Source organism: Halopiger goleimassiliensis, from assembly GCF_000455345.1.
Lineage (GTDB): Archaea > Halobacteriota > Halobacteria > Halobacteriales > Natrialbaceae > Halopiger_A > Halopiger_A goleimassiliensis.
In genome coordinates this window covers 2,835,124-2,859,508 of the sequence record NZ_HG315690.1, presented here as the reverse complement: position 1 = coordinate 2,859,508, position 24,385 = coordinate 2,835,124, and the positions used below count along the sequence as shown (strand labels likewise).

General features: G+C 68.6%; 28 protein-coding genes. 19 read left to right on the top strand and 9 right to left on the bottom strand.

Annotation, left to right across the window (positions count from 1 at the left end):
- Positions 1 to 31: 31 nt before the first annotated feature.
- On the bottom strand, positions 32 to 1,432 hold the full coding sequence (locus TX79_RS14005; protein ID WP_049928054.1) for a hemolysin family protein: 1,401 nt from the start codon (positions 1,430 to 1,432) through the stop codon (positions 32 to 34).
- A gap of 194 nt (positions 1,433 to 1,626) precedes the next feature.
- On the opposite strand from TX79_RS14005, the gene TX79_RS14000 reads away from it, so the two are divergent.
- The gene (locus TX79_RS14000; RefSeq protein ID WP_049928053.1) at positions 1,627 to 1,950 is read left to right on the top strand and encodes a glutathione S-transferase N-terminal domain-containing protein; all 324 of its coding nucleotides are present in this window, start codon (positions 1,627 to 1,629) and stop codon (positions 1,948 to 1,950) included.
- The gene (locus TX79_RS13995) at positions 1,950 to 2,465 is read left to right on the top strand and encodes a redoxin domain-containing protein (protein WP_049928052.1); all 516 of its coding nucleotides are present in this window, start codon (positions 1,950 to 1,952) and stop codon (positions 2,463 to 2,465) included. Before TX79_RS14000 ends, TX79_RS13995 begins: the two co-directional genes overlap by 1 nt.
- Positions 2,466 to 3,089: 624 nt before the next feature.
- Here TX79_RS13995 and TX79_RS13990 read toward each other — a convergent pair.
- Positions 3,090 to 3,461, bottom strand: a complete 372-nt coding sequence (locus tag TX79_RS13990) for a DUF5518 domain-containing protein (protein ID WP_049928051.1) — start codon at positions 3,459 to 3,461, stop codon at positions 3,090 to 3,092.
- 54 nt (positions 3,462 to 3,515) lie between these two features.
- On the bottom strand, positions 3,516 to 4,679 hold the full coding sequence (locus tag TX79_RS13985) for an MFS transporter (protein WP_049928050.1): 1,164 nt from the start codon (positions 4,677 to 4,679) through the stop codon (positions 3,516 to 3,518).
- A gap of 153 nt (positions 4,680 to 4,832) precedes the next feature.
- On the opposite strand from TX79_RS13985, the gene TX79_RS13980 reads away from it, so the two are divergent.
- Complete coding sequence (locus TX79_RS13980) at positions 4,833 to 5,906, top strand: NOG1 family protein (protein WP_049928049.1); 1,074 nt, start codon at positions 4,833 to 4,835, stop codon at positions 5,904 to 5,906.
- A gap of 31 nt (positions 5,907 to 5,937) precedes the next feature.
- A complete protein-coding gene (locus TX79_RS13975) occupies positions 5,938 to 6,231 on the top strand; it encodes a DUF7533 family protein (RefSeq protein WP_049928407.1) in 294 nt (97 codons plus the stop codon).
- Positions 6,232 to 6,324: 93 nt separating this feature from the next.
- Here the strand turns inward: TX79_RS13975 and TX79_RS13970 are convergent, their stop codons facing one another.
- Positions 6,325 to 7,617, bottom strand: coding sequence for a TIGR00341 family protein (locus TX79_RS13970; RefSeq protein ID WP_049928048.1), 1,293 nt, complete (start codon positions 7,615 to 7,617; stop codon positions 6,325 to 6,327).
- A 118-nt stretch (positions 7,618 to 7,735) separates the two neighbouring features.
- Here TX79_RS13970 and engB point away from each other — a divergent pair, with 118 nt between their 5' ends.
- The 4 genes from engB to TX79_RS13950 all read left to right on the top strand — a co-directional run bounded on the left by engB (position 7,736) and on the right by TX79_RS13950 (position 10,880).
- Entirely contained in the window at positions 7,736 to 8,353 is a 618-nt protein-coding gene (gene engB / locus TX79_RS13965) for a GTP-binding protein EngB (protein WP_049928047.1), read from the top strand.
- Between the two features lie 351 nt (positions 8,354 to 8,704).
- Positions 8,705 to 9,100, top strand: coding sequence for a putative zinc-binding protein (locus tag TX79_RS13960; protein ID WP_049928046.1), 396 nt, complete (start codon positions 8,705 to 8,707; stop codon positions 9,098 to 9,100).
- 178 nt (positions 9,101 to 9,278) lie between these two features.
- Positions 9,279 to 10,448 (top strand): M48 family metallopeptidase, encoded by a 1,170-nt coding sequence (locus TX79_RS13955; RefSeq protein ID WP_049928045.1) that lies wholly within the window; start codon positions 9,279 to 9,281, stop codon positions 10,446 to 10,448.
- Between the two features lie 60 nt (positions 10,449 to 10,508).
- Positions 10,509 to 10,880: a hypothetical protein gene (locus tag TX79_RS13950; RefSeq protein WP_049928044.1), complete on the top strand. Its 372-nt coding sequence runs from the start codon at positions 10,509 to 10,511 to the stop codon at positions 10,878 to 10,880.
- A 129-nt stretch (positions 10,881 to 11,009) separates the two neighbouring features.
- Here the strand turns inward: TX79_RS13950 and TX79_RS13945 are convergent, their stop codons facing one another.
- From TX79_RS13945 to TX79_RS13930, 4 genes are all read right to left on the bottom strand, one after another.
- Positions 11,010 to 11,480, bottom strand: coding sequence for an NUDIX hydrolase (locus TX79_RS13945; protein WP_049928043.1), 471 nt, complete (start codon positions 11,478 to 11,480; stop codon positions 11,010 to 11,012).
- 68 nt (positions 11,481 to 11,548) lie between these two features.
- A complete protein-coding gene (locus TX79_RS13940) occupies positions 11,549 to 12,061 on the bottom strand; it encodes a GNAT family N-acetyltransferase (protein ID WP_049928042.1) in 513 nt (170 codons plus the stop codon).
- The gene (gene ddh / locus TX79_RS13935; RefSeq protein ID WP_049928041.1) at positions 12,061 to 12,990 is read right to left on the bottom strand and encodes a D-2-hydroxyacid dehydrogenase; all 930 of its coding nucleotides are present in this window, start codon (positions 12,988 to 12,990) and stop codon (positions 12,061 to 12,063) included. The genes TX79_RS13940 and ddh overlap by 1 nt, the downstream gene beginning before the upstream one ends.
- Positions 12,991 to 13,537: 547 nt before the next feature.
- A complete protein-coding gene (locus TX79_RS13930) occupies positions 13,538 to 14,932 on the bottom strand; it encodes an NUDIX domain-containing protein (RefSeq protein WP_049928040.1) in 1,395 nt (464 codons plus the stop codon).
- 61 nt (positions 14,933 to 14,993) lie between these two features.
- On the opposite strand from TX79_RS13930, the gene TX79_RS13925 reads away from it, so the two are divergent.
- From TX79_RS13925 to TX79_RS13910, 6 genes are all read left to right on the top strand, one after another.
- Complete coding sequence (locus tag TX79_RS13925; protein WP_049928039.1) at positions 14,994 to 15,494, top strand: metallophosphoesterase family protein; 501 nt, start codon at positions 14,994 to 14,996, stop codon at positions 15,492 to 15,494.
- Positions 15,495 to 15,561: 67 nt separating this feature from the next.
- A complete protein-coding gene (locus TX79_RS13920) occupies positions 15,562 to 16,332 on the top strand; it encodes a coenzyme F420-0:L-glutamate ligase (RefSeq protein WP_049928038.1) in 771 nt (256 codons plus the stop codon).
- Positions 16,333 to 16,364: 32 nt separating this feature from the next.
- Complete coding sequence (locus TX79_RS13915; RefSeq protein WP_049928037.1) at positions 16,365 to 17,150, top strand: methyltransferase domain-containing protein; 786 nt, start codon at positions 16,365 to 16,367, stop codon at positions 17,148 to 17,150.
- A 91-nt stretch (positions 17,151 to 17,241) separates the two neighbouring features.
- On the top strand, positions 17,242 to 17,376 hold the full coding sequence (locus tag TX79_RS20025) for a hypothetical protein (RefSeq protein WP_268257989.1): 135 nt from the start codon (positions 17,242 to 17,244) through the stop codon (positions 17,374 to 17,376).
- A 104-nt stretch (positions 17,377 to 17,480) separates the two neighbouring features.
- Entirely contained in the window at positions 17,481 to 17,642 is a 162-nt protein-coding gene (locus TX79_RS19375) for a hypothetical protein (RefSeq protein ID WP_154660524.1), read from the top strand.
- Positions 17,639 to 18,652, top strand: coding sequence for a 5,10-methylenetetrahydromethanopterin reductase (locus TX79_RS13910; RefSeq protein WP_049928036.1), 1,014 nt, complete (start codon positions 17,639 to 17,641; stop codon positions 18,650 to 18,652). Before TX79_RS19375 ends, TX79_RS13910 begins: the two co-directional genes overlap by 4 nt.
- A gap of 31 nt (positions 18,653 to 18,683) precedes the next feature.
- Here the strand turns inward: TX79_RS13910 and TX79_RS13905 are convergent, their stop codons facing one another.
- Positions 18,684 to 18,878, bottom strand: coding sequence for a hypothetical protein (locus TX79_RS13905; RefSeq protein WP_049928035.1), 195 nt, complete (start codon positions 18,876 to 18,878; stop codon positions 18,684 to 18,686).
- A 175-nt stretch (positions 18,879 to 19,053) separates the two neighbouring features.
- Between TX79_RS13905 and TX79_RS13900 the strand changes: the two genes are divergently transcribed.
- The 5 genes from TX79_RS13900 to TX79_RS13880 all read left to right on the top strand — a co-directional run bounded on the left by TX79_RS13900 (position 19,054) and on the right by TX79_RS13880 (position 24,346).
- The gene (locus TX79_RS13900) at positions 19,054 to 19,464 is read left to right on the top strand and encodes a DUF7573 domain-containing protein (RefSeq protein WP_049928034.1); all 411 of its coding nucleotides are present in this window, start codon (positions 19,054 to 19,056) and stop codon (positions 19,462 to 19,464) included.
- A 106-nt stretch (positions 19,465 to 19,570) separates the two neighbouring features.
- Complete coding sequence (locus tag TX79_RS13895) at positions 19,571 to 19,765, top strand: cold-shock protein (protein ID WP_049928033.1); 195 nt, start codon at positions 19,571 to 19,573, stop codon at positions 19,763 to 19,765.
- A gap of 247 nt (positions 19,766 to 20,012) precedes the next feature.
- Complete coding sequence (locus tag TX79_RS13890; protein ID WP_049928031.1) at positions 20,013 to 20,999, top strand: AAA family ATPase; 987 nt, start codon at positions 20,013 to 20,015, stop codon at positions 20,997 to 20,999.
- Positions 21,000 to 21,005: 6 nt separating this feature from the next.
- Positions 21,006 to 22,073, top strand: coding sequence for a DUF58 domain-containing protein (locus TX79_RS13885; RefSeq protein WP_049928030.1), 1,068 nt, complete (start codon positions 21,006 to 21,008; stop codon positions 22,071 to 22,073).
- On the top strand, positions 22,070 to 24,346 hold the full coding sequence (locus TX79_RS13880; RefSeq protein WP_049928029.1) for a transglutaminase TgpA family protein: 2,277 nt from the start codon (positions 22,070 to 22,072) through the stop codon (positions 24,344 to 24,346). Before TX79_RS13885 ends, TX79_RS13880 begins: the two co-directional genes overlap by 4 nt.
- The last annotated feature ends 39 nt before the right edge of the window (positions 24,347 to 24,385 follow it).

The following is a 24,385-nucleotide window of genomic DNA, read 5'->3' as shown; positions in this document are numbered from 1 at the left end:
AGCGGAACGAATCGGGCGGCAGAACAGCCCCTCACTCGAGCGGTTCGTCGACGTCCGTCAGCTCGGCGTCGCCCTCGCCGTCCTCGTCCTCGGGTGGCTCCTCGAGTTTGTGCAGCCGGGCTTTCATGATCCGGGTGTTCTCGACGGTCTCGACGGTGATGCGGACGCCGTCGTAGGTGATCTCCTCGCCTTCTTCGACGAGGCGGCCGGCGCGGTTGAAGATGAAGCCGGCGATGGTCTCGAACTCCTCGCCCTCGGGGAGTTCGATCGCCAGGGCCTCGTTGACGTCCTCGATGTTGACTTCGCCCCGGACCATCACCGTCCGGTCGTCGAGTTCCTCGATCGGGAGGTCCTCGCCACCTTCCAGGATCTCGCCGACGATCTCCTCGATCATGTCCTCGACGGTGACCAGCCCCTCGGTGGTGCCGAACTCGTCGATGACGATCGCCATGTGCATCCGGTTTTCGCGCATCTCCGTCAGCAGTTCGTCGACGTTCTTCGACTCGGGGACGTGCAGCGTCGGCTGGATCAGGTCGTCCAACTCGAGGTCGTCGCCGTCGGTCTCCCCGTAGTTGAGGTCGCGCACGAGGTCGCGGATGTGGACGACGCCGAGCACGTTGTCGAGGCTGCCCTCGTAGACGGGCACGCGGGCGTGGCCGCTCTGGATACAGGTCTGGATCGCCTCGTCGATGTCGGCGTCCTTGGGGACGGCGGTCATGTCCAGGCGGGGGGTCATCACCTCCTTGACGATGGTGTTGTTGAAGCGGAAGATGCGCTGGAGCATCTCGTGTTCTTCTTCCTCGAGGACGCCCTCGCGCTCGCCGGACTCGATCATCTCCTGGATCTCGTCGCGGGTAACGTACGGCGACTCGATCGCGCCCGTCGAGCCGATGAGCCGGTTGACCTGCCGGGTGAGGTAGTCGAAGAGGACGATCAGCGGGAAGAGCAGGTACTCGGTGGCCTTCAGCGGCCTCGATATCCGGATCGCCCACGACTCGGTGTTCTCGACCGCGTAGGATTTGGGGACGCTCTCCCCGAACAGGAGGACGAGCGCCGTGATGCCGAACGTCGCCAGCAGGACGCCGACGAGGCCCCCGAAGTGGATCGAGAGGATCGCCGTCGCGATCGAGGACATCGCGATGTTGACGATGTTGTTCCCGACCAGAATCGTCACGAGCAGCCGGTGGGGATCGTCCTTGAGTTCTTTGACCAGTGACGCGCCGTCGACCTCGTCCTCCACCATCCCTTCGATGCGGTGTTTCGGGAGGTTGAACATCGCGATCTCGGAGGAGGAGAAGAAGCCGGAGAGTGCGATGAGCAGAGCTACGGCGAGGACGCCGACGATAGTCACCGTCGACTCCTGGATCTCGAGGCCGACGACCGGCACCTCGTGGGTGGCGAGCACGATCTCGAACGGAAGCGAGAACGCCATCAATGGCGACCATTACGGCCGGATCGGTTAACCGTTTACCATTTTCCGGCGCTCGAACCCGACGGGAAGCCGATTTCGCGACCGGGGAGCGCACTCGTCACCGACCTCGGGCGTCGCGTTCGACCCGGCCCGCGGTTCCGGTCGGTTCCACCGGCGACGACACGATTATCCGGCCGCTTCCCCAACGGTCGGGTATGAGCGACGACGATCCGCCGATCACGTTCTACCGGCTACAGGCGTGTCCGTACTGCGAACGCGTCGCCCGGACGCTGCAGGAACTGGAGCTCGAGTACCAGTCGCGGTTCGTCGAACCGCTGCACTCCAAACGGGACGTCGTGAAACGCGTCGCGGGCGTCCGCTCAGTGCCCGTGATCGTCGACGCCAACACCGGCGTCACGATGGCCGAGAGCGCCAACATCGTCGACTACCTCGAGGCGACCTACGGCGACGAGGTCGCGACTGACGGCGGTCGCCCCTCGAGCGCGTCCGCGGGCGCTCACGACGGAGGTGCGGACTGATGCCCGATTTCGACGTCGTCGAACTACCCGCGACCGACCACCCCGCGGCCGGCGACGAAGCGCCCGACTTCACCCGGCCGCTGGTCAACGACGAGTTCTGGGAGGACCGGACGCTCTCTTCGCTGGTGAGCGAGGCCGACGGTCGAACGATCCTCGTGTTCACCCCCATGATCGGCTCGTTCGTCGGCACCTACGTCTGGGGCGAACTCGCCGACCGCGGCTGGGACGAGGCCGACGCGCAGGTCGTCGGCGTCACGATTTCGACGCCGTACGCGATCAAGCGGTTCCTCGAGGAGGAGGAGTGTCCGTTCCCGATCTTCAGCGATCCGAGCAACGACGTCGCCGCGGCCTACGACGTCGTCCACGACCTCGACGGGATGGAGGGCGTCGCGGAACCCCGGCCCGCTTTCTTCGCCCTCGAGTCGGACATGACCGTCGCCGACGCCTGGGTCGCCAGCGAGTGGCCCGACTTCCCGGACTACGACGACCTCGAGGAGCGGTTCGGGCTCGCGTAATCGCTGCGGTGTACAGCGCGTCGGCTGCTCGTTCTCGGCGATGAGCGATGAGTAGAGGCGTGTTTTGTTCGGTGGGTTCGTTGGAAGGCTCGGTGAACCGGAGCGTCCTGCTATCGTGGACACGGGGAGTGGCCACGCCGCTCACGGCTCACTCCGTTCGCCGTTCGCTGTTCCGAGGTGCTCACGTTCGTTCGCACCTCGCTCTCCCCAGCCGATTTCTGCTCACGGCGGCGTTGCCGCCGTCTGCTCGCGGGCCACTGGCCCGCTCGCACGGTATGCGGGACCAGCGGTCCCGCACTATTCGCATGGTTCGCGGAACCTCCGGTTCCGCGCTAACGCTCCCTCCGGTCGCTCATCCACTGTCAGAGCACGCTCTGACAAGCCTTCGTTCGCTTCGTGTCGCGCGGCTGCGCCGCGCGATCAGTTCGCGGGACCTGGCGGTCCCGCGCAGCTCACGAAGACCTCGCGCGATTTCGTCGATCGACCTCGTAATCACTCGGTCGATCGACAGCACGCGCCACCACAGACTGACAGCAGGAATACGGAACGATATCTACACAACCTGAACCGGCCGGTTTCGAAATTCGTGCACGCTCGATGATCCGCACGGGGCGCATCGAGCGGTCATCCCTTCATCGCGCCGCCGAGGGCACCGGCCACCGCGCTCTCGAGCGCGAACAGCAACGCGACGAAGATGCTGGCCCCGGCGATGCCGAGGCCGATCACGCCGGTGGCGATGCCGCCGGCCGGACCGGCGACCCAGCCCGCGAGCGCGACGAGGAGGCCGATCACGACCCCGACGAGGACGCCGCCGATCGCTCCCGCGAGCAGGCCGTGCCAGAAGCCGCGACCGAACCCGCCGCCCGCCATGTAGCCGGCGACGAAGCCGCCGACGAGGCCGGGAACGAGCTGGCCCACACCCGGAATCGCGAGTCCGAACACGCCGAGCACCGTCCCGACGAGGAAGCCGACGACTACCGCCCGCCAATCGGTCATGGTCGGGGTAGGGCTCGAGGGGTGATACGCCCGCTGCATGCAGCGTCTGTCCGCTTACCCGGGCAGGCGACCCGCGCGATCGATGGCGAAGAGGACGACGACGGTCGCGGCGAGGAAGACGGCGGCGACCTGGAACACCTCGTCGTAACTGTGGCCGCCCTCGATGAAGAGCCCGAGGACGTACGAACCGAGCGCCTGCACGAGCATCCACGTCGAACTGAACACGGCGTAGGCGCTGCCCCGCGTCGAGTCGGGGAGCGTATCGAGCAGGTAGGTGTCGATCGCCGGGAACAGCGCGTGGATGACGAGGCCGATGACCGCCGAGAGGACGAGCAGTCCGGCGAATCCCTCCGTGACCGTGAGTCCGAACAGCGTCGCGGCGAACGCGCCGACGACGGACAGCAGGTACGGGACCCGCGGGAGCCGGTCGGCGAGGTCGCCGCCGACGTAGAACGCGGGGATGCCGGCCGCGAAGACGATCGTGAGCAACAGCCCCGAGCGCCGCGGGGAGACGCCTTTCCACTGCATGTAGAGTTCGTAGAAGTTGAACACGCCCTGCCAGACGAACGACGTCGCGCCGACGATCGCGAGCGCCGTGACGATGAGTTTCCACTCCGAGAGCGCGCCGGCGACGAACTGCCGGTCCTCGGCTCCGGCTTCGGGCAGGTCGGTCCGACGGGCGACGACCCACGTGTACGCCGTCACCAGCGCCGCGCCGGCGGCGATGAGCCACAGCGAGAGCCGCCAGTCGACGACGACCGTCACCGCTACCAGCGGGGCCGCGATCACCGCGGCGATCTGACTCGAGGCACCGTGGATTCCCATCACCCGGCCGACGCGTCCGGGGAACAGCTCGCTGAGAAAGGGGTTCGCCGAGACGAAGTAGACGCCCGAGGCGATGCCCATGAGGAACGCGCCGACCATGAGGTGTGCGATGGAGGTCGCCGTCGCGGCGAAGCCGGACGCCACCGCGAGGATCGACCCGGCGGCGATGACGACGTACTGTCGCGGCACCCGGGTAAGCACGATGCCGGTGGGCAATCGCGGGGCGGCGCTGCCGACCCACGCGAGCGTGACGACCAGCCCGACGGTCGCCTCGCCGATCCCGAACTCGCCGATGAGGACGTCCACGAGCGGCGCGAAGACCAGTCTGGCGAGGTTGACGAGGAAGACGAGCCCACAGAGAGATGCGAAGAGTCGACTCCGGCTCACGGTCACCGTTTCCGATAGGTCCTCTCAAACGTTCCGAATCCGGCATCGCAGGGGGTCGAATCGACTCCGCTACCGTGCGGTGGCGTCGCACCCGTTCGAGCGGTCCCGATGCGGGCCGTAACGAACGACCTTTTATGAGAGCGCCGACTACGTACGGGCATGATTTTCGAAGACCTTCCGACGACGCCCACGTCGGAAGAGTTGATCGACAAGGCGTTCTCGCGGGCGGCGCGGGCCGGCAAGGCCAAGGGCGGCCTCGAGGCCCAGCAGTCGATGCTCCAGACGGCCGCGAACATCATCTCGGACAACCTCGAGAACGTCGTGACGGCGTGGCCCGACTTCGCGTACGAGGACGAGGTCCACCCGTTCTACTACGAACTCGCGGACGCGATCCTCGAGTCGACGGCTGGCGCGAACCGGGAGACGACGGGCGTCGACGCGCTCCGACAGAGCCTCTCCGAGGTGATGTGGGCCAGCCGGAAGGCCCGCGAGATCCACGAGGAGTACCAGCCTCGGCTCCGGAAGACCGACGTCGACACCGCACGCAAACACCGCAAACAGGCGTTCGCACGGCTCGCCGACGTCGTCGAACAGATCGAGGCCGACCTGCTGTTCGTCAACGAGGCGCGCAACGCCCTGCGCGATCTCCCCGACATCGACCCCGAGGAGCCGACCATCGTCGTCGCCGGCTACCCGAACGTCGGCAAGTCGTCGTTCGTCAACGAGGTCACCAGCGCCCGCGGCGAGACCGCCTCTTACCCCTTCACGACGAAGGGGATCGGCGTGGGTCACTTCGAAGGGGCGGACTTGTCCGCCGAATCAGAGCGGACCGAACGGTCCGCGATGCGGAACCACATCCGCTACCAGATCGTCGACACGCCGGGACTGCTCGATCGGCCGCCGGCGGAGCGCAACGAGATCGAGACGCAGGCGATCTCGGCGATCGAACACCTCGGCGACTGCATGCTCGTCGTCCTCGACCCGAGCGGCGAGTGCGGCTACCCGCTCGCGTCCCAGCTCGAGCTCCGTGACGACGTCGCCGATCGCTTCGCCGAGGTGCCCGTGTTGACGGTCGCGAACAAGAGCGACCGACGGGAGGTCTGGGACGACCTCGCCGCGGAGATGGACGCCGACTACACCATGAGCGTCGAAACCGGCGAGAACGTCGAGACGGTACTCGAGGCCGCCGTCGAGGCGGTCGACTACGAGCCGGAACTCCCATTCGAGGAGTAACCCTAGGCTGTACGACGAGTTCCTACCGATGATCAGACGGCTCGGACTCCTCGACATGCTACAACTCGCCGCCGGCATCTCGATGGCCGGACCGATGTTCGTGGTGGGGTTCGAACTCCTGCGAACCGGACGGCCGGTCCGCGGCGCTGTCTTTCTCGGGCTCGGTGCGTTCGCGCTGTACTTCCCGACCTACCTCGTGAATCGGATCGGCGGACCGCGAGCCTGGATCCGCCGCCGGCTCGGCCGGGGGGATGCCGACGAGACGGAGAGGGACGACGAGTCGGGGGACGGCAAGTGGTCGCTGCTCGAGCGCTTGCGTCGGTAGTACTCCCACCCGAGTGGGACGTCGCCGCACGTCGTTCCTCGAGCGACTGGACTCGACGAGGTACGGGATCGGGACGTCGCCGATCGCGACCGATCAGCGTTCGACGATGCTGACGTAGCGCAACTCGACGCTGACCTGGCCGTCGCTGTGATCGTTGATCCGCTCGTGTAACCGTTCCGCGAAGCGGGGCTGCGGTTCGCCCGGCGGCCCCCCGATCGTGACGATCACGCGCTCGGGCGAGGTGAACGGATAATCGTCGTCCATGATCACCTCGAACTCGAGCAGCTGGTACTGGGCGAACTCCTCGTCCTCGAGGAGCATCTCGACCTCCTCGCGGGCGCTCTCTTCGAACGACGTGGCGGCGTACGAGGAGTAGGTGATCATTCCCAGGAAGAGCGCGAAGACGCCGACGATCACGATCAGGCCGACGACGCGCTGTCGGAGCCGCTGTTCGGCTTCGCCGACCGAGAACAGATTGTCCGGCCGGTAGCCGGCGTACCACAGCGTCACCAGCCCGGCGAGGTTCACCGAGAGGACGTTGACCAGTACGAGCGCGGTCGCCCCGACCGCGGCCTGGGGTTGTCCCCAGGCGATGGCGATTCCAGCGGCCGCGGCGGGCGGAATCAGCGCCGCGGCGATCATCACGCCGACCAGCGCGACGCCGGTGCCCGTCGCGATGCTGATGATCCCCGCGACGCCGGCCCCGAGCGCGATGGCCAGCGACAGCAGGTCGGGCGCGAGCCGTTCGGCGATTTCGGCCACGCCGCTGATGTTCAGACTCGGCGGGACGATGTTGGTCGTCCGGACCACGAACGCGAACACCGCCGCGGCGACGATGGCGAGGACGACCCCCACCACCTGATACCGGAGGCTCTGCCCGAACAGCTCCTCGTTGTCGAGGACGGTCCCGACGCTCGCGCCCAGCGCCGGCCCGATCAGCGGGGCGATCACCATCGACCCGACGACGACCGCCGGCGAGTCGAGGAAGAGTCCGGCAGTCGCGACGACGGCGCTGACGATCGTCATGATCGCGTAGACCGCGAACGTCGGCGTCAACTCCTCGGCCTCGGTCTCGAGTTCCTGGCGCGAGATCCGATCCGACTCGACGTCGCCTTTCTCGTACTCCTCCCTGAGCGCCTCGAACCGCCTCGAGACCACCGTCTCGGCGTCGACGACGACGGTGTAGGCGTCCTCGTCGACCCCCACGTCCCCGAGTTCGTCGAGGACGGGTTCGACCGCCGGCGAGGGCAACGGGAAGTAGACGACCGCCGTGTACTCCCGGTTGCTGTCCTCGTCGGTCACGACGTAGTCGATCCCCCGCTCGTCGAGCGTCTCGAGGACCGTCTCCCGCTTGCCCGTCGGGACCGTCAGCTGTACCAGTCGCACGTCCGGGGCTGACACAGTCCGGGGACATAATACCGACCATGTACGACGGCCCCGGAACGACGGGTCGCGAGCGCGCCGGAACAGCAGGTATATCCTCGCCAGCGCCCAACCCGGTGGTATGTTCGAGACGCGTCCCGACCGCGACGCCGAGGTCGTGCTGGTCGGTCGCTCCAACGTGGGGAAGTCGACGCTGATGCGCGAGGTGACCGGCCACTCGTTCGACACCGGCGGCAAACCGGGCGTCACCCGCCAGCCCAACCACTACGACTGGGCTTCCGAGGACTTCGTCGTCACCGACCTCCCCGGCTTCGGCTTCATGAGCGGCGTCGACGAGGATCGCCGCGAGCAGATCAAGACGAACATCGTCCGCTACATCGAGGAGTACGCCGATAACATCCTCGTCGGAATCCTCGTCGTCGACGGGAACAGCGCCGTCGAGATCATCGACCGTCACTCCGGCCCCGACGAGATTCCCTACGACGTGGAGATGTTTCACTTCCTCCAGGACGTCGGAATTCCGACCGTCGTCGCCGTCAACAAGATGGACAAGGTCGACGACAGGGACGAGCGCCTGAACGACCTCTGCGACCGCCTCGGCCTCTATCCCCCGTGGAAGCAGTGGACCGAGACCATCGCCCCCATCACCGCGAAACAGGGCCGCATCGAACCCCTGAACGAGGCCGTCCGCCACCACCTCCACGAGCAGGAGCGCGACGACCTCTTCAAGTTCTTCTAACAAACTTTTGCGCTGCGTGCGGTCGCTTTGCGACCAAACTCGGCAAAACTTTGATGAAAAGCCTCCTCCCTCCGTTCCGGCCCTTCGGGCCGTCACATCGGTCGTCGGCCCGCTCGCTCACTGACTCACGGCTTCGCCGTTCGTCTCTCCGCGGCGCTTCGCGCCGCGCTTTCGTTCGCTCGCGGTCGGTACCGGTGCGATGGCCTGCCCTTCCCCGGGGCGCACGACTCTCGTCGTACTCGAGCCGTGCGCCCGGCCGTTCGACGTATGGTCCGGCCGTTCGACGCCGTCACTCGTCGGTCACATGTTCGGGGGCAGGAATATCGAGGTCGGCTGACAGTGCCCACCTACATGACCGACGACTACGAGGATTTACCGCTGGTTTACTCCTGTTCGGGCTGCTCGAGCGCGGCTCAGATGGCGAACGATCTGGCCGTCTCGCTGGACCGCAACAAGACCGCCGAGATGTCCTGTATCGCCGGCGTCGGCGGCGACGTCGGCCCGCTCGTCGAGACGGCGAAAGAGGACCGACCGATCGTCGTCATCGACGGCTGTCCGCTCGAGTGCGCCAAGGCCTGTCTCGCCGACCACGACGTCGAACCGGACCGCCACTACATGCTCGCGGCGGAGGGGGTCCCGAAGGAGTACCACACCGACTACGACGACCAGCAAGCCGAGGAGTTGCTCGAGACGCTGACCGCGGACGTCGAACGGCTGGCCGAGACCGAGGGGGAACTCGAGGCCTGACCGCCGCCGTTCCGGCCGAGCCTGTCGGTCGTCCCGCGTGTCCCTGCGTTCGATTTGTCACGACCAGCAACGGCTACGGTTACAGCGGCGTCTCCGGACGTCTCGCTCGTCGGTATCGGCTTCTGACCTATAAGAAGGGAAGTATATAACCTCCGAGGAGAAACGCCTCCTCACTCGAATGCGTTTCCGGACTCGTCTCGCGTTGCTCGTCAGAACGATCGCTTCGATCGGCGTCCTGTTACCGGTGGCGGTGTTGCTCTGGGCCCTGTTTACGGTCCTGTTCGCGATGCTGCCGCTGCTCCTCCTCGAGCAGTTCCACGTGCTGTCGGCCGTGATGTTCCTCTACGAGGCCAGTCCGGCCATCGACCTCCCGACTCCGTCCGCGCTCGCGGGGGTGTCCCCGGCGATCGTGTTCTCGGTGGCCGTCCTCGCGGTCGCCTGTTTCGTCGGGTTGCTCGTCGGCCGTGACGGTGACCGGATAGGGGTGCGGCTGCTGTACTTCGGTGGGGCCGCCGTTGCCGGGGCGGTCGTCGTCCTCGAGACAGTGGCCGTCCTGTCGACCGGCAATCCGCTACTCCTGTATCTCGTGCTGGTTGGTCTCCCGGTCGGTGCCTACGCCGTCATCCGGTTCTGGCGGTGGGTCCTCCGGAAGGCCATCGGGAATCTCCGGGACGCCGTCCTCGCCGAACGCGTCGACCCCGACGCGCGTCCCGAACTCGAGTCGACCGTCAGACGGCTCGCGATGCAGGCGGACGTCCAGCCGCCGACCGTCGCCGTAATCGACCGGGAGCGGCCGGAATCGTACACGCTCGGACCGTCCACCGACCCGATCCTCGTCGTCTCGACCGGCCTCCTCGAGCGACTCGAGGAGCGTGAAGTGACGGCCGTGCTGGCACACGAACTCGCCCATCTCACCAACGACGACCTGCGCATCATGGAGACGCTGTTGCTCCCGCTGGTGTTCGTCACCGATCTCACCCGGTCCGAGGACGATTCGGACACGCCGCTGACGGACTGGTTCTGCGCGGTGGCGCTGTCGCCGTTCCGGTTCTGTGCCCAGTTCGCGGTCGCCGTCTTCGCCGTCGGCCGGGAACGGGCTGCCGACCACGGGGCCGTAGCGCTCTGTGGTGAACCCGCAGCGCTCGCCGCTGCGCTCGAGACGCTCGACGACGCCCGTGGGACGCCCGAGACGGATCTCAGATCGTGGGAGCGGCGTACGGCTGCGATGGACATCCTTCCACCCGACGAGGCCGCGTCGATCACCGGTCAGTTCAGCACCCATCCCGCGACCGAAACCCGTATCCGGTGGTTACGCGACCGCGCCGCACGATCCGAATCGGAACCCTGAGACCGCCGTCTCGAGCGTGGATCGGACTGCTTACTTTTTACCGCTAAGACGATCGGATCGATGGCCACCTACCGACACTTCGCGATCGCGCTGTATGCGGTGCTCGCTGCGATACCCCCGATGGCGTCCGACTCGTTCGGTGGTCTGGTGGTCCTGGGGATCGGAATCGTGGTTGCGCCGCTGCTCTTGCTCGGCGTCCAGATTGCCGTTCAGGAGCGACTCCGCGGGCGGAGCGAGCAATCGTCGCGATCCCGTCGACAGCGGCTCCGTTTCGTGGCCGTTCCGTGGCTCATCTACGGCGTCTTCGTGACCCTCCTGTACGTCCCATGGCGACCAGTATCGGTCGTGGTGGAGGTCGTACCGATTGCGTATGGAGGTGCCATCGGTGGATACGTACTGTTCGCCGTACTCGAGCGGGTGGTACCGGGTTGATCAGTGGTAGGGACTCGGACGACCGCACGCCGAACGCCCGCCGGCCGTCGCATCGACCGGAATCGTCCGACGTCGTTCTCCTGATCGACCCCGGGTCGACTCCCCGTCGCGTGGTCCTCGAGGGGTGGTTCACTCGGCGTCCGCGGCGGCCCGAATCGCCTCGGTCCCGAACCTGACGACGTTCGCCTGGAGGTCGGCGTCGCGCAGGTCGACCGGGGTGTACCACTCCCAGGCGTCGACGCCGACTTCGCCCTCGGCAGGCGAGATATCGCGATGGGGGACCGTCGCGTAGTAGATCAGGTCGATGTGCTGGTGGCCGACCTGGCCGTCGTGGACGTTGATGTCGTAGAGCATGTGGTGTCGGGGCTCCGGCAGTGGTCTGCCATCCGGCGCGTCGACCGACTCGGGTTCGTCGAGCAGGGTCGGCTCGAGGCCGGTCTCCTCGCGGACCTCGCGACGCCCGGCCTCGTGGGGGAGTTCGTCGCGGTCGACGTGGCCGCCGGGCGGAATCCTGATCCCGAGACGGTCGTGTTCGTGGAGGGCAGTTGCGCCGTCGTTGACGACGTAGACGGTCGCCGTGAAGTGACGCGTCGTTTCCATACCGGCGGGAGGGCGGCGGGGTCCTTGAATCGTCGCCATCCGGGGTGGAACTGGTCGTCCGTCGCCGGTTACAGTCGCTTTCGCATCCGTCGTGCCTCGAGCGCCACGTCGGCACCCAGTTCGAGTTCGACCGTCGCGTTCGGCTCGTACCCCTGGCGGCGGTAGAAGCCGACGGCGTTGCGGGAGGCCACCAGCACCACCTCCTCGAGACCCCACTCTCGGGCGACGCCCTCGAGGCGCTCGAGCAGCGCTCGGCCGATCCCCTGGCGGGTGCAGTCGGGGTGGACGTAGACGGCGACGAGTTCGCCGGTGCCGTCGTCGCGGTCGCTGGGCGCGCAGTCGAGCCAGCCGAAGCCGACGACGTCGCCGGGGTCCGACTCGCGTTCGGCGACGATCACGCGGAGGCCGGCCCCGGAGTCGGTGGGATAGCGCTCGGGATGGACGTTGGCGAGCCAGGCCCGCACCTGCTCGTCGTCGTAGGCGTCGGGCCCTCGTTCGCGGATCGCCGCCGCGTGCACGTCGGCGATCGACGCGTCGTCGCTCGCTCGCGCCTCGCGAATTCGAATGCGTGGCTCGGCCATCAGACGACGCGGTTGTACAGGTCGTCGCCCGATTCGATGCGGTCGACGTTCTCGCGGACGATCTCGCCGACGTCGCGGTAATAGTCCTCCGTGTACGCCGCGCAGTGGGGCGTGACGATCACCTCGTCCATCCCCCACAGCGGCGACTCCTCGGGCAGGGGCTCTTCCTCGAAGACGTCGAGCGCCGCCCCGGCGATGGCGTCGTCCTCGAGGGCGTCGATCAGCGCGGCCTCGTCGACGACCGCGCCGCGGGCGACGTTGACGACGTAGGCGTCGTCGCGCATGGCGTCGAAGACCGTCGCGTCGACGAGGTGGTGCGTCTCGTCGGTCAGCGGCACCGTCACGACCACGAACTCGACGTCGGCGACGGCCTCGAGCAACGCGTCGCTCGCGTACATCTCGTCGAAGGCGGGGTGTGGCTCCCCGGAGCGGCGAACCCCGACCATCCTGACGCCGAGCGCGCCGGCGACCTCCGCGACGCCGCGGCCGAGCGTGCCGGTGCCGACGACGCAGGCCGTCGTCCCGGGGAGGGTGAAGGCCTCGTCCCACGCCGGCCGCTCCCAGCGGCTGTCCCCCTGGTCGGCGACGTGATCGTGTAACCGTCGCGCGAAGGAAAGCAGGTAGCCCGCGACCGTCTCGCCGACGGTCCGGTCGTGGATTCCCGTACTGTTGGTCAGCGCCACGTCGTTGGCCTCGAAGGCGTCGAACGGGAAGCGGTCGACCCCCGCCTGGATCGAGTGGACCCACGCCAGGTCGAGAAACGCCTCGCGGTGCTCGAGGGTCACCACCGCGTCGCAGTCGCCGATTCCGTCGTCGTCGATCACCGCCACGTCGACGGGGAGGTCGGCGAGAAACGCCTCGAGTTCGTCGGGCGGAAACACCTGCGAGACGGACTCGTGGATGCCCACACGCTCGAGTTCGCGTCGCATGGGTTCGTCTACGAGCGTACCGGCGTTGAAGGTTTGCCCGGCGTCGATCGCTCGGGGCTACTCGTAGTAAACGGCCTACGAATGAGACGAGAGCGAATCGGATCGTTCTGCTACGGAAGTGAGGAGAGCGAATCTGAGCGATCTGCTATCGTGGACTCGAGGAGTGGCCACACCCTCCCCAGCCGATTCGCTCCCTTCGGTCGCTCATCCACTGTCAGAGCACGCTCTGACAAGCCTCCGCTCACTTCGTTCGCGAAGACCTCGCGCGGCTCAGTCGTCCGATCTCGTTGTCACTCGATCGGACGACAGCGCGCGCCACCGCAAACGAGATGGATACCGGGTATACGGGGTCGTCTCAGCTGAGACGTACCACTCGTCGGATCGTTTTGGCGGTATACGAACGACTCTGTGGCACCTCCGAACGGCGGCTCGGGGAAAAGTCCTCGTCACACGGGGCTCGGAGGGGGTAACGCGTCGTCACTGCCGCCGTCCGTTGCGAGGCGCTCGAGCGCTTTCCGTCTGTCGCTTCCCCAGCTCGAGCGGTCGGTTACTCCTCGTCACGCCACCCCTCGAGGTCCCGCAGTTCCGCGGCCACGTCGGCGACCCCGTCGGGCTCGAGCGGGCCGCGCTCGGTGACGATCGCCGTCACGCAGTCGGCCGGCGTCACGTCGAAGGTCGGGTTCAGCACGTCGACAGCGTCGCCGTCGTAGACCGCGTCGCGAGCGCCGGACTCGAGGTTCACCTCCTCGCGCGTCGAGACCTTGTCGCTGGCGGCGACGACCGTGACCGGAATTCCCTCGCGGGCGGCGGCGATAGCCGCCGCGCGCGTGCCGGTCTTGTTCACCACCGCCCCGTCGGGTAACACGGTGTCCGCGCCGACGACGACCCGATCGACGTCCTCGCGCTCGAGGACGTGGGCGACGGCCGCGTCCGTGTGGAGGGTGACGGGACAGTCGACGACGTCGTCGGCCAGTTCCTCGGCGACGGTCGTCCCCTCGCAGGCGGGTCTGGATTCGGCCACGAACACCCGCGACGGGTCGCCCCGGGCGAGCGCCTCGCGGACGGTCCCCGACCGCGAGAGGGTCAGCACCCGCCCCTCGATGCGCTCGCCCGCGTTCGCGGCGGCCTCGGCGTCGGCGTCGACGGCGCGTTCGATCCCCGCGACGGCCGACTCGAGGACGGCGGGCGCGCCGCCAGCATCGCGTTCCGCTGCGGCGTCGTCGAACGCGCCACTCATCGCCCGGTTCACCCGATTCCGGAGGACCGCCATCGAGGGGCGGGCCTCGAGCAGTCGCTCGGCGAGTTCGGCGAGTTCGGCACGCTCGCCCTCGGGATCGACGCCGAACTCCTCGCGCTCCGCGACGAGCAACCCGGCGCGGTCCCGCAGGACCTCGAGCGCGCGGACCGAGAGCGTGGCCGCACCGTGCTCGTCGTCGGCCGCGATCGAACGAACTGTCGGGGCGACGCGTTCGTAGGCCGGCCACAGTTCGGGAACCGTCTCGCGCTCGAGCCAGTCCTCGTGGCAGTCGGCGTGATCGTCCCACGCCTCGCGCTCGGCCGCGAGGATCGCGGTCGGCTGGACCCACTCGAGGGCGTCGTGTTCCTCGCTCGGGTCGACCTCGCGGTTCGCGACGTCGAAGAGGTACGGGTGGACCGTCCACTCGCGCTCGAGGTCGTCGTCGGCAAAGGTGATCGGCCGGCCCGACCGGACGAGCGAGACTCTCTCGTCGGCGAGGCCGGTTTCCTCGCGGATCTCGACCCGGACCTGTTCGTCGGGGTCGCCCTCGGCGAAGCCGGAGACGCCGCCCCACTGGCCCCGGTAGGTGCCGACGGCGTCGCTCCGGCGCAACAGCAACACCTCGCCGCGATTCCGGAGGCAGGCGGTGACGACGTGGGTCGGACCCGCGTCTTCGCCCCCGTCCGTCTCCCGTGACTCGTTCATACCCGACTCGAGGGCCGCCCGGAGGGAATCGCTTTCGGGACTGGACGCCCTACGGAAGGGTATGACCACGAGGGCAGCGATCGTCAGCGACACGCACGTCCCCTCTCGAGCGACCGCGATTCCGGACTGGGTCGCCGAGGAGATCGCGGCCGCCGACCACACGATCCACGCCGGCGATTTCGACTCCGTGGAGACCTACGAACGCGTCGAACGGCTGGCGGACGGCGAGTTGACCTGCGCGCGCGGCAACATGGATCCTGCGGGCCTCGATCTCCCGGCAGTGGCGACGGCCACCCTCGAGGAGGTTACGTTCGTCGTCACTCACGGGACCGGATCGCCGCGGACCTGGCACGAGCGCGTGGCCGACGCGGCCCGGAGCGAGGCGGGTTCGGACGCCGTGGCGGTCGCCGGCCACACCCACGAGGTCGTGGACACGGTCGTCGACGGCGTTCGCGTGCTCAACCCCGGCAGCGCGACGGCCGCGAGCCCGGCCACTCACGAGACGATGCTCGTCGCCACCGTCGAGGAGGGGGAGGTGACCGTCGAGCAACGGACGCGCTGATCGATCCCCGGGCGCGCTCGAGCTACGGGGTCGGTGTGTTTTTGACGCCGCTCGCCCACGCTCCGGTATGGAACTCGAGCCAGTGACGGATCTGCCCGAGATCCGTCCCGGCGACGACCTCGCCGCGATGATCGCCGATCGGGCCACCCTCGAGCCGGGCGACGTGCTCACGGTCGCGAGCACGGTCGTCTCGAAGGCCGAGGGGCGGACGGCGGACCTGGCGGACTACCCCGTCAGCGGGCGGGCGCAGGAACTGGCCGACCGGATCGGTGCGGTCGCGGGCGAGGAGAAGGACCCGCGGTTCGCCCAGGCGGTCCTGGAGGAGAGCACCGAGTTGCTGATCGAGTGTCCGTTCATGCTGACCGAGACGCGATTCGGTCACATCTGCGTCAACGCGGGGATCGACCGGTCGAACGTGCCCGATCACGACTTGCTGCTGTTGCCCGAGCGGCCCACCGAGAGCGCCGAGCGCATCCGATCCGGGCTGGCAGAACGGGGCATCGAGGACGTCGCGGTGATCGTCACGGACACCTGCGGCCGCCCGTTCCGACACGGCCAGCGCGGCGTCGCGATCGGCTGGGCGGGGATCCCCGCGAGCCGCGACTGGCGTGGCGAACCCGACCGCGACGGCCGTGAACTCGGCGTCACGGTCGAGGCGGTCGTCGACGAACTCGCCGCCGCCGCGAACCTGGTCACCGGCGAGGGGGCCGACGGCGTCCCCGCCGTCGCAGTGCGCGACTGGGAGTTCGGCGACCTCGAGGGAAGCGACGAACTGTTCCGCAGCGTCGAGGACGACCTGATTCGCCAGGCGCTTCGCGGGTGGAGGTTCGAGGGCTGACCTTACGTCGGCGGCCGTCGTAGAGGCGAGCGATGGCGACGACGTTCGATCCCGGATACGTCTGCCGGCAGTGCGGTCGGGAACTCCGGACCGACGTGACGGACGGGGCGGCCGTTCGCTGCCCCGACTGCGGCCTGCGGATCCCCGTCGTCGAGGGGGTTCCCCGCTTTCCCGTCCCGTCCGGTGCCGCGTCGCCGGCCTCGATTTTCGACCGGCTGGCACCTCTCTACGAGAGTCCGCTCTGGTTCTGGCCGCTCTACCGCTTCGTCGGCGGCCCGGCCGCCCCGCTGGACGACCGCGAACGGATCGCGTCGCTGCTCGACCTCGAGGGCGGGGAGGCAGTCCTCGACGTCGCCTGCGGAACTGGACGGCTCACGCGACGGCTCGCGCCCGCGGTCGCGTCGGTCCTCGGCGTCGACGTTTCGGGGCGGATGCTCGAGCGCGCGCAGCGAACTGCGTCGCGGGCGGGGATCGAGAACGTGGCGTTTGCCCGCATGAGCGCGGACGATCTGTGGCTCGAGACCGACGCGGTCGATCGGGTCGTCTGTAGCTGGGCGTTGCACCTCTTTCCCGACGTCGCGGCGGCGCTCGAGGAGAGCCACCGCGTGCTCCGCCCCGGCGGGCGGTTCGTCGCCGCGACGCTCGCCGAGGCGTACGTCCTCGACCTCGCGCCGGTCCGGGCGGTCGCCCGCGAGGTGCTCGACGCCGAGCCGTTCACGGTTGCGGACCTCCACGACCGGCTTCGAGCGGCCGGGTTCGCCGACGCGTCGTTCGACCGCCGCGGAGCCGCGCTGTTCGTCGAGGCGCGCGCGGCGTAGCAGCCAACCGGGTCGGCGGTCGTCGACGGCAACTCGGATGCCGTGCGCTTCGCGTCCGTACACTGATATCGTACGGCCGATACGGGAATCCATGGTCGAAACGCTCGTGCTACTGCTGATCGTCGTCGCGGCGGTAGTCGTGTTTTCGATCCCCGTCCTGGGTACGTGGTGGGCCTCGAAGAAGCACGAGGAAGACAGTTTGCTCGAGCGGTTGCTCGACCGCTGAAATCGGCCGTCGACGGGCCAACAGGGAGCGCCGGTCGACCGCCGTCGACGGCACCCATCTCCGGTGACGGAGCGCTTTTTACCGCGCTGGCCGAGGCTGGTCGTATGCATCGCCACGAGCTACCGGATCGCGTCGCGATCCGCACCGGCCGCGCCCCTCGACCCCTCGAGCCAGTAGGAGGACCACTCGAGCGTGCCGCGGACGAGCGCGGCGAGACGGTCGCCGCGAGCACCGACCGAACGAAGGCGTGGAGGGACGACGGATGACTGCCGACCGCTCGAGCGCGGCCAGGGATCCGACGTGGGGGATCGAACTCACGCCGGAACACCCGCCGGATCGGATCGCCTCCCTGGCCGCGGACGCCGAGGCGGCCGGCTTCGACCTCGCGTTCGCGAGCAGCCACTACTTCAACCGCGACCCGTTCGTGACCCTCTCGCGGATGGCCGAGGCGACCGCCGACGTCCGCCTGGGACCGGGGGTCGTCAACCCCTACGAGACCCACCCTGTGAAACTCGCCGCCCAGACGGCGACGATCGACGAAGTCAGCGACGGACGCGCCGTCTTCGGCGTCGGTGCGGGGGATCGCTCCTCGCTTTCGACCCTCGGGATCCAGCGCGACCGACCGCTCCGGCGCGTCCTCGAGACGTTCGACGTCGCCCGCGACCTCTGGGCGGGCGAGACGGTTTCCCACGAGGGGACCTTCACCGCGACGGACGCGTCGTTGAACCTCGAGCCCGACGACGGGATTCCGGTTTACGTCGGCGCGCAGGGGCCACACATGCTCCGGATGAGCGCGAAACACGCCGACGGCGTGTTGATCAACGCCGCCCATCCCCGCGACCTCGAGTGGTCGGCCGCACAACTCGAGCAGGGGCTCGAGGACCGACCCGACGAGTACGGGTCGTTCGAGTCGCTAGCGTTCGCGAGCGTCAGCGTGGCAGCGACGGCCGAGGCGGCTCGCGAGGCAGCCCGGCCGCCGGTGGCGTTCATCGTCGGCGGCGCGGCCGACCCGGTCCTCGAGCGCCACGACGTCGACCGCGAGGCGGCGGCGAACGTCAGCGACGCCCTGGAGCGTGGGGAGTTGAACGAGGCGTTCGGCCACGTGACGCCGGCCATGATCGACGCCTTCTGTATCGCCGGAACGACCGAGACCGTCGCCGAGCGGTTCGCCGCGGCGCTCGAGCACGTCGACGGGATCGTGGTCGGCTCGCCCCTGGGGCCGGACCTCGAGGACGCGATCGAGCGCGCGAGCGAGGCGCTCGCGCAGGTATCGTAACTCCGCCGGACGATTCGAACGGGTGGCCGCGTTAACTCGAGGTAAAGAGGCTGCCGATGGCACCCAGCGTGAGGACGCCGAAGACGGCCATCGAGAAGACGATCAGGAGCGTCCCCGCCAGCACGAGCAACGGTGCGAGTCCCTCGCCGGCCGCGATGTCGCCGAAGAGGCTGGTCGCTTCCACGATGTTGTCCACGAGTACGTTCAGCACTGCGGCGGATTCCATATGCGACCCTTTCGACCGGTACTACTTGGCCGTGCCGGTCTCCCGCAGGTGCTGCCGGCCGATTCGTTCGGCACACGGCGTCCGCGGTGTGGCCCGCGTCGACGTGTGCGGTGGCCGATCCCGGTCGGCGTCCGGAGTCGGTATCACTATGCGAACCCCGTTCGTACGCTCGCGTGTGACCGAAGACGCGACGCTCACCGAGTTCCTCGAGTCGGCGTCAGCCGAGAGCGCGGACGCGGCGGACGAGGGCGATGGAACCGACGAGGACGGTACCGAGGCGGGCGTCGACGGCGACACCGACGGGGCCGAATCCGCCGCAGCGACCGCGAACCTCGAGGGGGAGACCGCAAACGCGGACGACGCCCTCGAGACGGACGGGACGAAAACGGAGACGGACGCGAAATCGGGGGCAGACGGGACGTTCGAAGACGACGTCGACGCCGGATTCGAGGACGATGCCGATGCTGGAGAGCCGACTCGGACCTACGCCTGGGGGGAGTACGACTGCGAGCGCTGCGGGGAATCGACCGAGCGCGCCTGGACGGACGACGGCGCGGTCGTCTGTCCAACGTGCAAGGAGTGGTAGCCGCCGATGGTGGCCGGCAACCGACTGCGTACCGACCGATATCGCCCCGATGCAGGGAGACGCCTCCCGAACATTTATATCCGAGACGTGATTCTGTTGAGGTGCAATGGCGAAAGGTACGGTCGCATTCTTCAACGACACTGGCGGCTACGGTTTCATCGAGACTGAGGACGCGGACGAGGACGTGTTCTTCCACATGGAGGACGTCGGCGGTCCTGACCTCGAGGAGGGGCAGGAAGTCGAATTCGACATCGAGCAGGCCGAGAAAGGCCCGCGCGCGTCGAACCTCGAGCGCCTGTAAGCCGATTCAGAAGGGGTATCGTTTTCAGATCGTTACGTGACCAGCGACGGCTCTCCGATTCCGTCGGTGGTCTATGCTTCTTGGAGCGTCGTCGAACGACGGGGAGCGACGGCTCCGATGGCCGACGCTCGAGCATGGTCGGCACAACGCATATATTTCGGTACCGACGATTCGTTATTATGAGCCGCCTTCTGACGGGTACGTACAGCCATCCGGTCGCCACTCCCCCCGCAACCCCGCATCAGCGATGAGCGACGTCGATCAAACCCCGCCGACGGAACTGTCGATGGGTGAGGAGGACCCGCTGTCGGTCTCGGCGGTCGCCGACCTCACTTCGGAGATCCAGACGAACGTCTCGCGCGTGATCGTCGGCCACGGCGAGGTCGTCGAACACGTGCTCACCGCCCTCCTCGGCCGCGGCCACGTCCTGCTCGAGGATGTCCCCGGCGTCGGCAAGACGATGCTGGCCCGATCGATCGCCAGGTCGATCGACTGTGAGTTCAGTCGCATCCAGTTCACGCCCGACCTGCTGCCGACGGACGTCACCGGCGTCAACGTCTTCAACGAGCAGCGCCGGGAGTTCGAGTTCCAGCCCGGTCCCGTCTTCGGCAACGTCGTTCTGGGCGACGAGATCAACCGCGCCCCGCCGAAGACCCAGTCGGCGCTGCTCGAGGCGATGGAAGAGGGACAGGTCACCGTCGACGGCGAGACGCGTTCCCTCCCCCAGCCGTTCGTCGTCATCGCGACCCAGAACGCGGTCGAACCCAACCGAACCTACGAACTCCCGTTCGCGGAACTCGACCGGTTCACGAAGAAACTCCACCTCGGCTATCCCGATCCCGAGGAGGAGTCGGACCTGCTCGGGCGGACCGTCGGGGATCACCCGATCGAGTCACTCGAGCCGGTGACCGACCGCGAGACGCTCGTCCGCGCCCGCCGGACGGTCGCGAGCGTCCGCGTCGAAACTCCGGTCCGGGACTACGTGACCCGACTCGCGGGCTACACCCGCGAACGCGCGGAGGTCGGGGTCAGCCCCCGCGGATCGATCTCCCTCCTGCGGGTGGCACAGGCGCGGGCCGCCGCCGACGGTCGCGATTACGTCGTGCCCGACGACGTGCAGGCCGAGGCCCCGGCCGTTCTCGCACACCGGATCCACACGGCCGACCGCGGGCGCGACGGTGAGACGGTCGTCGCCGATGCCCTCGAGCAGGTTCCCGTCGATCCCGACGCCTGAATACCGATGCGACCCACTGCCAGAGGCTGGGCCGTCGTCGCCGTCGTCGTCGCCGCGCTGGCGACGGGGTGGCAACACGGCCCTCGATCGCTCAACGCCCTCGTCGCGCCGCTGCTCGTCGTAAGCGTCGCCGCCGTCGCGATCGTCGCGATCGCGGACAGGCCCACCGTGCGGCGCTACCCCGTCGACGACGGCTTTCCCGGCGACCGCCGGACCGTCGCGGTCACCGTCGAAACCGATCGAGCGATCGCCGCCACCGTCCGCGACGGCGTCGGTCCCGTCCTCACGCCGGTCGACGGCCCGGCCCGATTCGAGACGACCCTCGAGGGGCAGACGCGCCTCGAGTACGACGTCCGCCTCGAGGGGCGCGGGCGACGGGCGATCGGCCCGCTGTCGATCACCGTCACCGACGTCTTCGGGCTCGTCTCGCGACGGTTCGTCTACGAGGAGACGTCGCCGGTCGTCGTCTACCCCCGCGTCTACGAGGCCGACGGCGCGGCCGCCCGCCAACTTCGATCTCGGGTCGAGACGGCGTTCCGGGACCAGCGCGACGAGTTCGACCACCTGCGGGCGTACCGTCGCGGCGATCCCATGCGCGACGTCCACTGGAAAGCCAGCGCGAAACGGGCGGACGAGGACCTCGTCGTCGCCGAACACGTCGCCGACGAGGAGGCCGGCTCGGTGACCGTCGCTGCCGAGGGGGCGGCCGCCAGCGCCGACGAGTTCGCCACCGCCGTCGCGACGCTCGTGACCTGTCTGCTCGAGCAGAACGTGGCCGTCGGGCTCGTCCTCGAGGGTGAACGCCGGCCGCCGGCGACCGGCCAGGACCACTACCGGGCGATCCTCGAGTCGCTCGCGACGACCGACGGCAGCGACCTCGAGGCCCGGGAGCGAACCGCCGGCGACGTCTTCGTTCGAACCGACGAGAGCGGCACGACGATCACGATCGGGAACACCGACGTGGCGTTCGAGACGCTTCGGGGAGCCGCCGACGCCACGCGGGCGAGTCGGCTCGCGGGCCTGGAGCCGCGTCCGTCGTCGGAGACGGCCGCTACACCGGAGGTGAGCGTATGAGTACCGGAACCGGAACCCGTCCGCGCGAGTGGTTCGGATCGCTCGAGTTCGACCGCGGCGGGGGCACCTACCGACTGCTGGCGATCGGAAGCGTGCTGGTGCTGACGGCCTCGTACGTCAGCGTGTTGCGCGAGGTGACCCGCGTCGTCGGCGGCACGGGGACGCTGTTCGCCATCGTGGGCGCGTCGCTGCTCGCGGCCACGATACTGGCCCGGACGATCCGTCCGCGGACGGCCGCACCGCTGGCGATCGTCGCCGGCGTCGGCGGCTTCGCCTACTACCTCGAGATCGCCGGCGTCGGCGCGGACGTGGTCGTCTCCGCGCTCGACGAGGTCGTCGCGGACACGCTGACGCTCGCGACCGGCCTCCCGCTGCTCCAGATGATCGAGGCGGGAACCTGGACGATGGCGTTCGTCCCCACACCCGTGTTCCTGTCGTGGTACCTCGCCCTGCGCGGGCGGTACGTCTCGAGCGTGATCCCGGGTGGGATGGCACTGTGTTTCCTCGTGTTGACCGGCGATGCGGGGACGACGGTCACCCTGGTCGGAACGCTCGCGGCGCTCGCGACCGTCGGCTTCGGCGACCTCGCACGGCGGGACGGGTCGATCGCCCAGGTGGATCTGATCGCCCTGCTGTTCGCGGTCGTCATCGTCCTCTCGCTGGGGGTCGGGGTGACGGTCGTTCCCGGCGGGTCGAGCGGGCCGGCGACGGCCGGCACGGGACCGGACACGCTCGAGGGGGCGATGGACCACTCGCCTGATCGATCCGGCATCGCGGGATCGGTCGACCTCTCGCCGGAACCCCGGTTCACCGTCCGGACCGACAGGCCGTCCTACTGGCGGACGGGCGTCTACGACCGCTTCACCGGCGACGAGTGGCTCCGATCCGGCCAGGAGACCGATCTCGGCCGGCTTCCGGTGCCGGCGGGCGAGCACGAGCGGGTCGAACAGGCCATCCGGGCGGAGACGGACCTGGGCGTCATGCCCGTCGCCCCCCACCCCGTCTCGGTCGACGGCCCGGCGGCCCGGGATGCGACGGTCTCGACGCACGGCCAGATCCACACCGACTCGGTGCTCCGCGAGGGTGAGACCTACACCGTCGAGAGCGCGGTGCTCGAGCGCGATCCCGAGCGACTCCAGCGTGCCGGCACCGACTACCCCGACGAGATCGAGAGCCACTACCTCCAGCGACCCGAAGCCACTTCGAGCGCGTTCGACGAACGGACCGCGACGATCACGGGCGACGCCGAGACGCCCTACGAGAAGGCCGTCGCCATCGAGAGCTACCTCCGCTCGGCGAAGTCCTACTCCCTCGACGTCGAGCGGCCCGACGGGAACGTCGCCGAGGCGTTCCTGCTCGAGATGCAGGAAGGCTACTGCGTCTACTACGCGACGACGATGACCCAGATGCTCCGCGCGGAGGGCGTGCCGGCCCGCTACGTGACCGGCTACACCAGCGGCGAACCGATCGGCGACGATACCTACCTCGTCCGCGGCCTCGACGCCCACGCCTGGGTCGAGGTCTACTTCCCGGAGTACGGCTGGGTCCCCTTCGAGCCGACCCCGCCGTCGGACCGCGACGCCGTCCACCAGGAACCGCTCGACGATCCGTCCGTCGACGACCTCGAGATGCCCGCGGAGACGCCGTCGGAGGACCCCGACCCGGACCGCGAGGCGTCGACAGGGGACGAGGACCGCCCGTTCGAGGAGAACGGGTCCGAGACCGATCCGCCCGAGGTCGACGATCCGCCGGTCCAGACCGACGACCCGGTCGAGGGCGAGTCGAACGAGTCGGCCGTGGTCTCTCAACCGGACGAGGGCGACGGACTGAGTCTCCCCGTGTCGGTTTCCCGGGAGACGCTCGCGCTCGCGGCCGTCGTCATCGCCGGCTTTGCCGCCGGCGTGCGACGGACCGGCGTGACGGCCCGCGCCCGGGAGATGCTCGCTCTCTACTGGCACGGTCGTCGCCACGACCCCAACGCTGACGCCGAACGCGCGTTCCGCCGCCTCGAGGGCCTGCTCGCCCGCGAGTACCGGCCGCGCCGTCCCGGCGAATCCCCCCGTGCCTACCTGCGGGCGCTCGAGCGCGAGGCCGACGCGGAGCCGTCGAGCGACGGGCTCGCGACCGACGATCGGGTACAAACCGTGCAGGCGTGTTACGAGCGCGCGGTCTACGGCGGGGGCGTCGACCGTGGCGAGGCCGACGCGGCCATCGCTGCGGTCGACGAACTGGCCCGCGAACGGCTCCCGTTCGTCGGCGAAGACCGATCCTGACCGATCGATGGGTCAAAAAGAACCGCACGACGGCGTGTG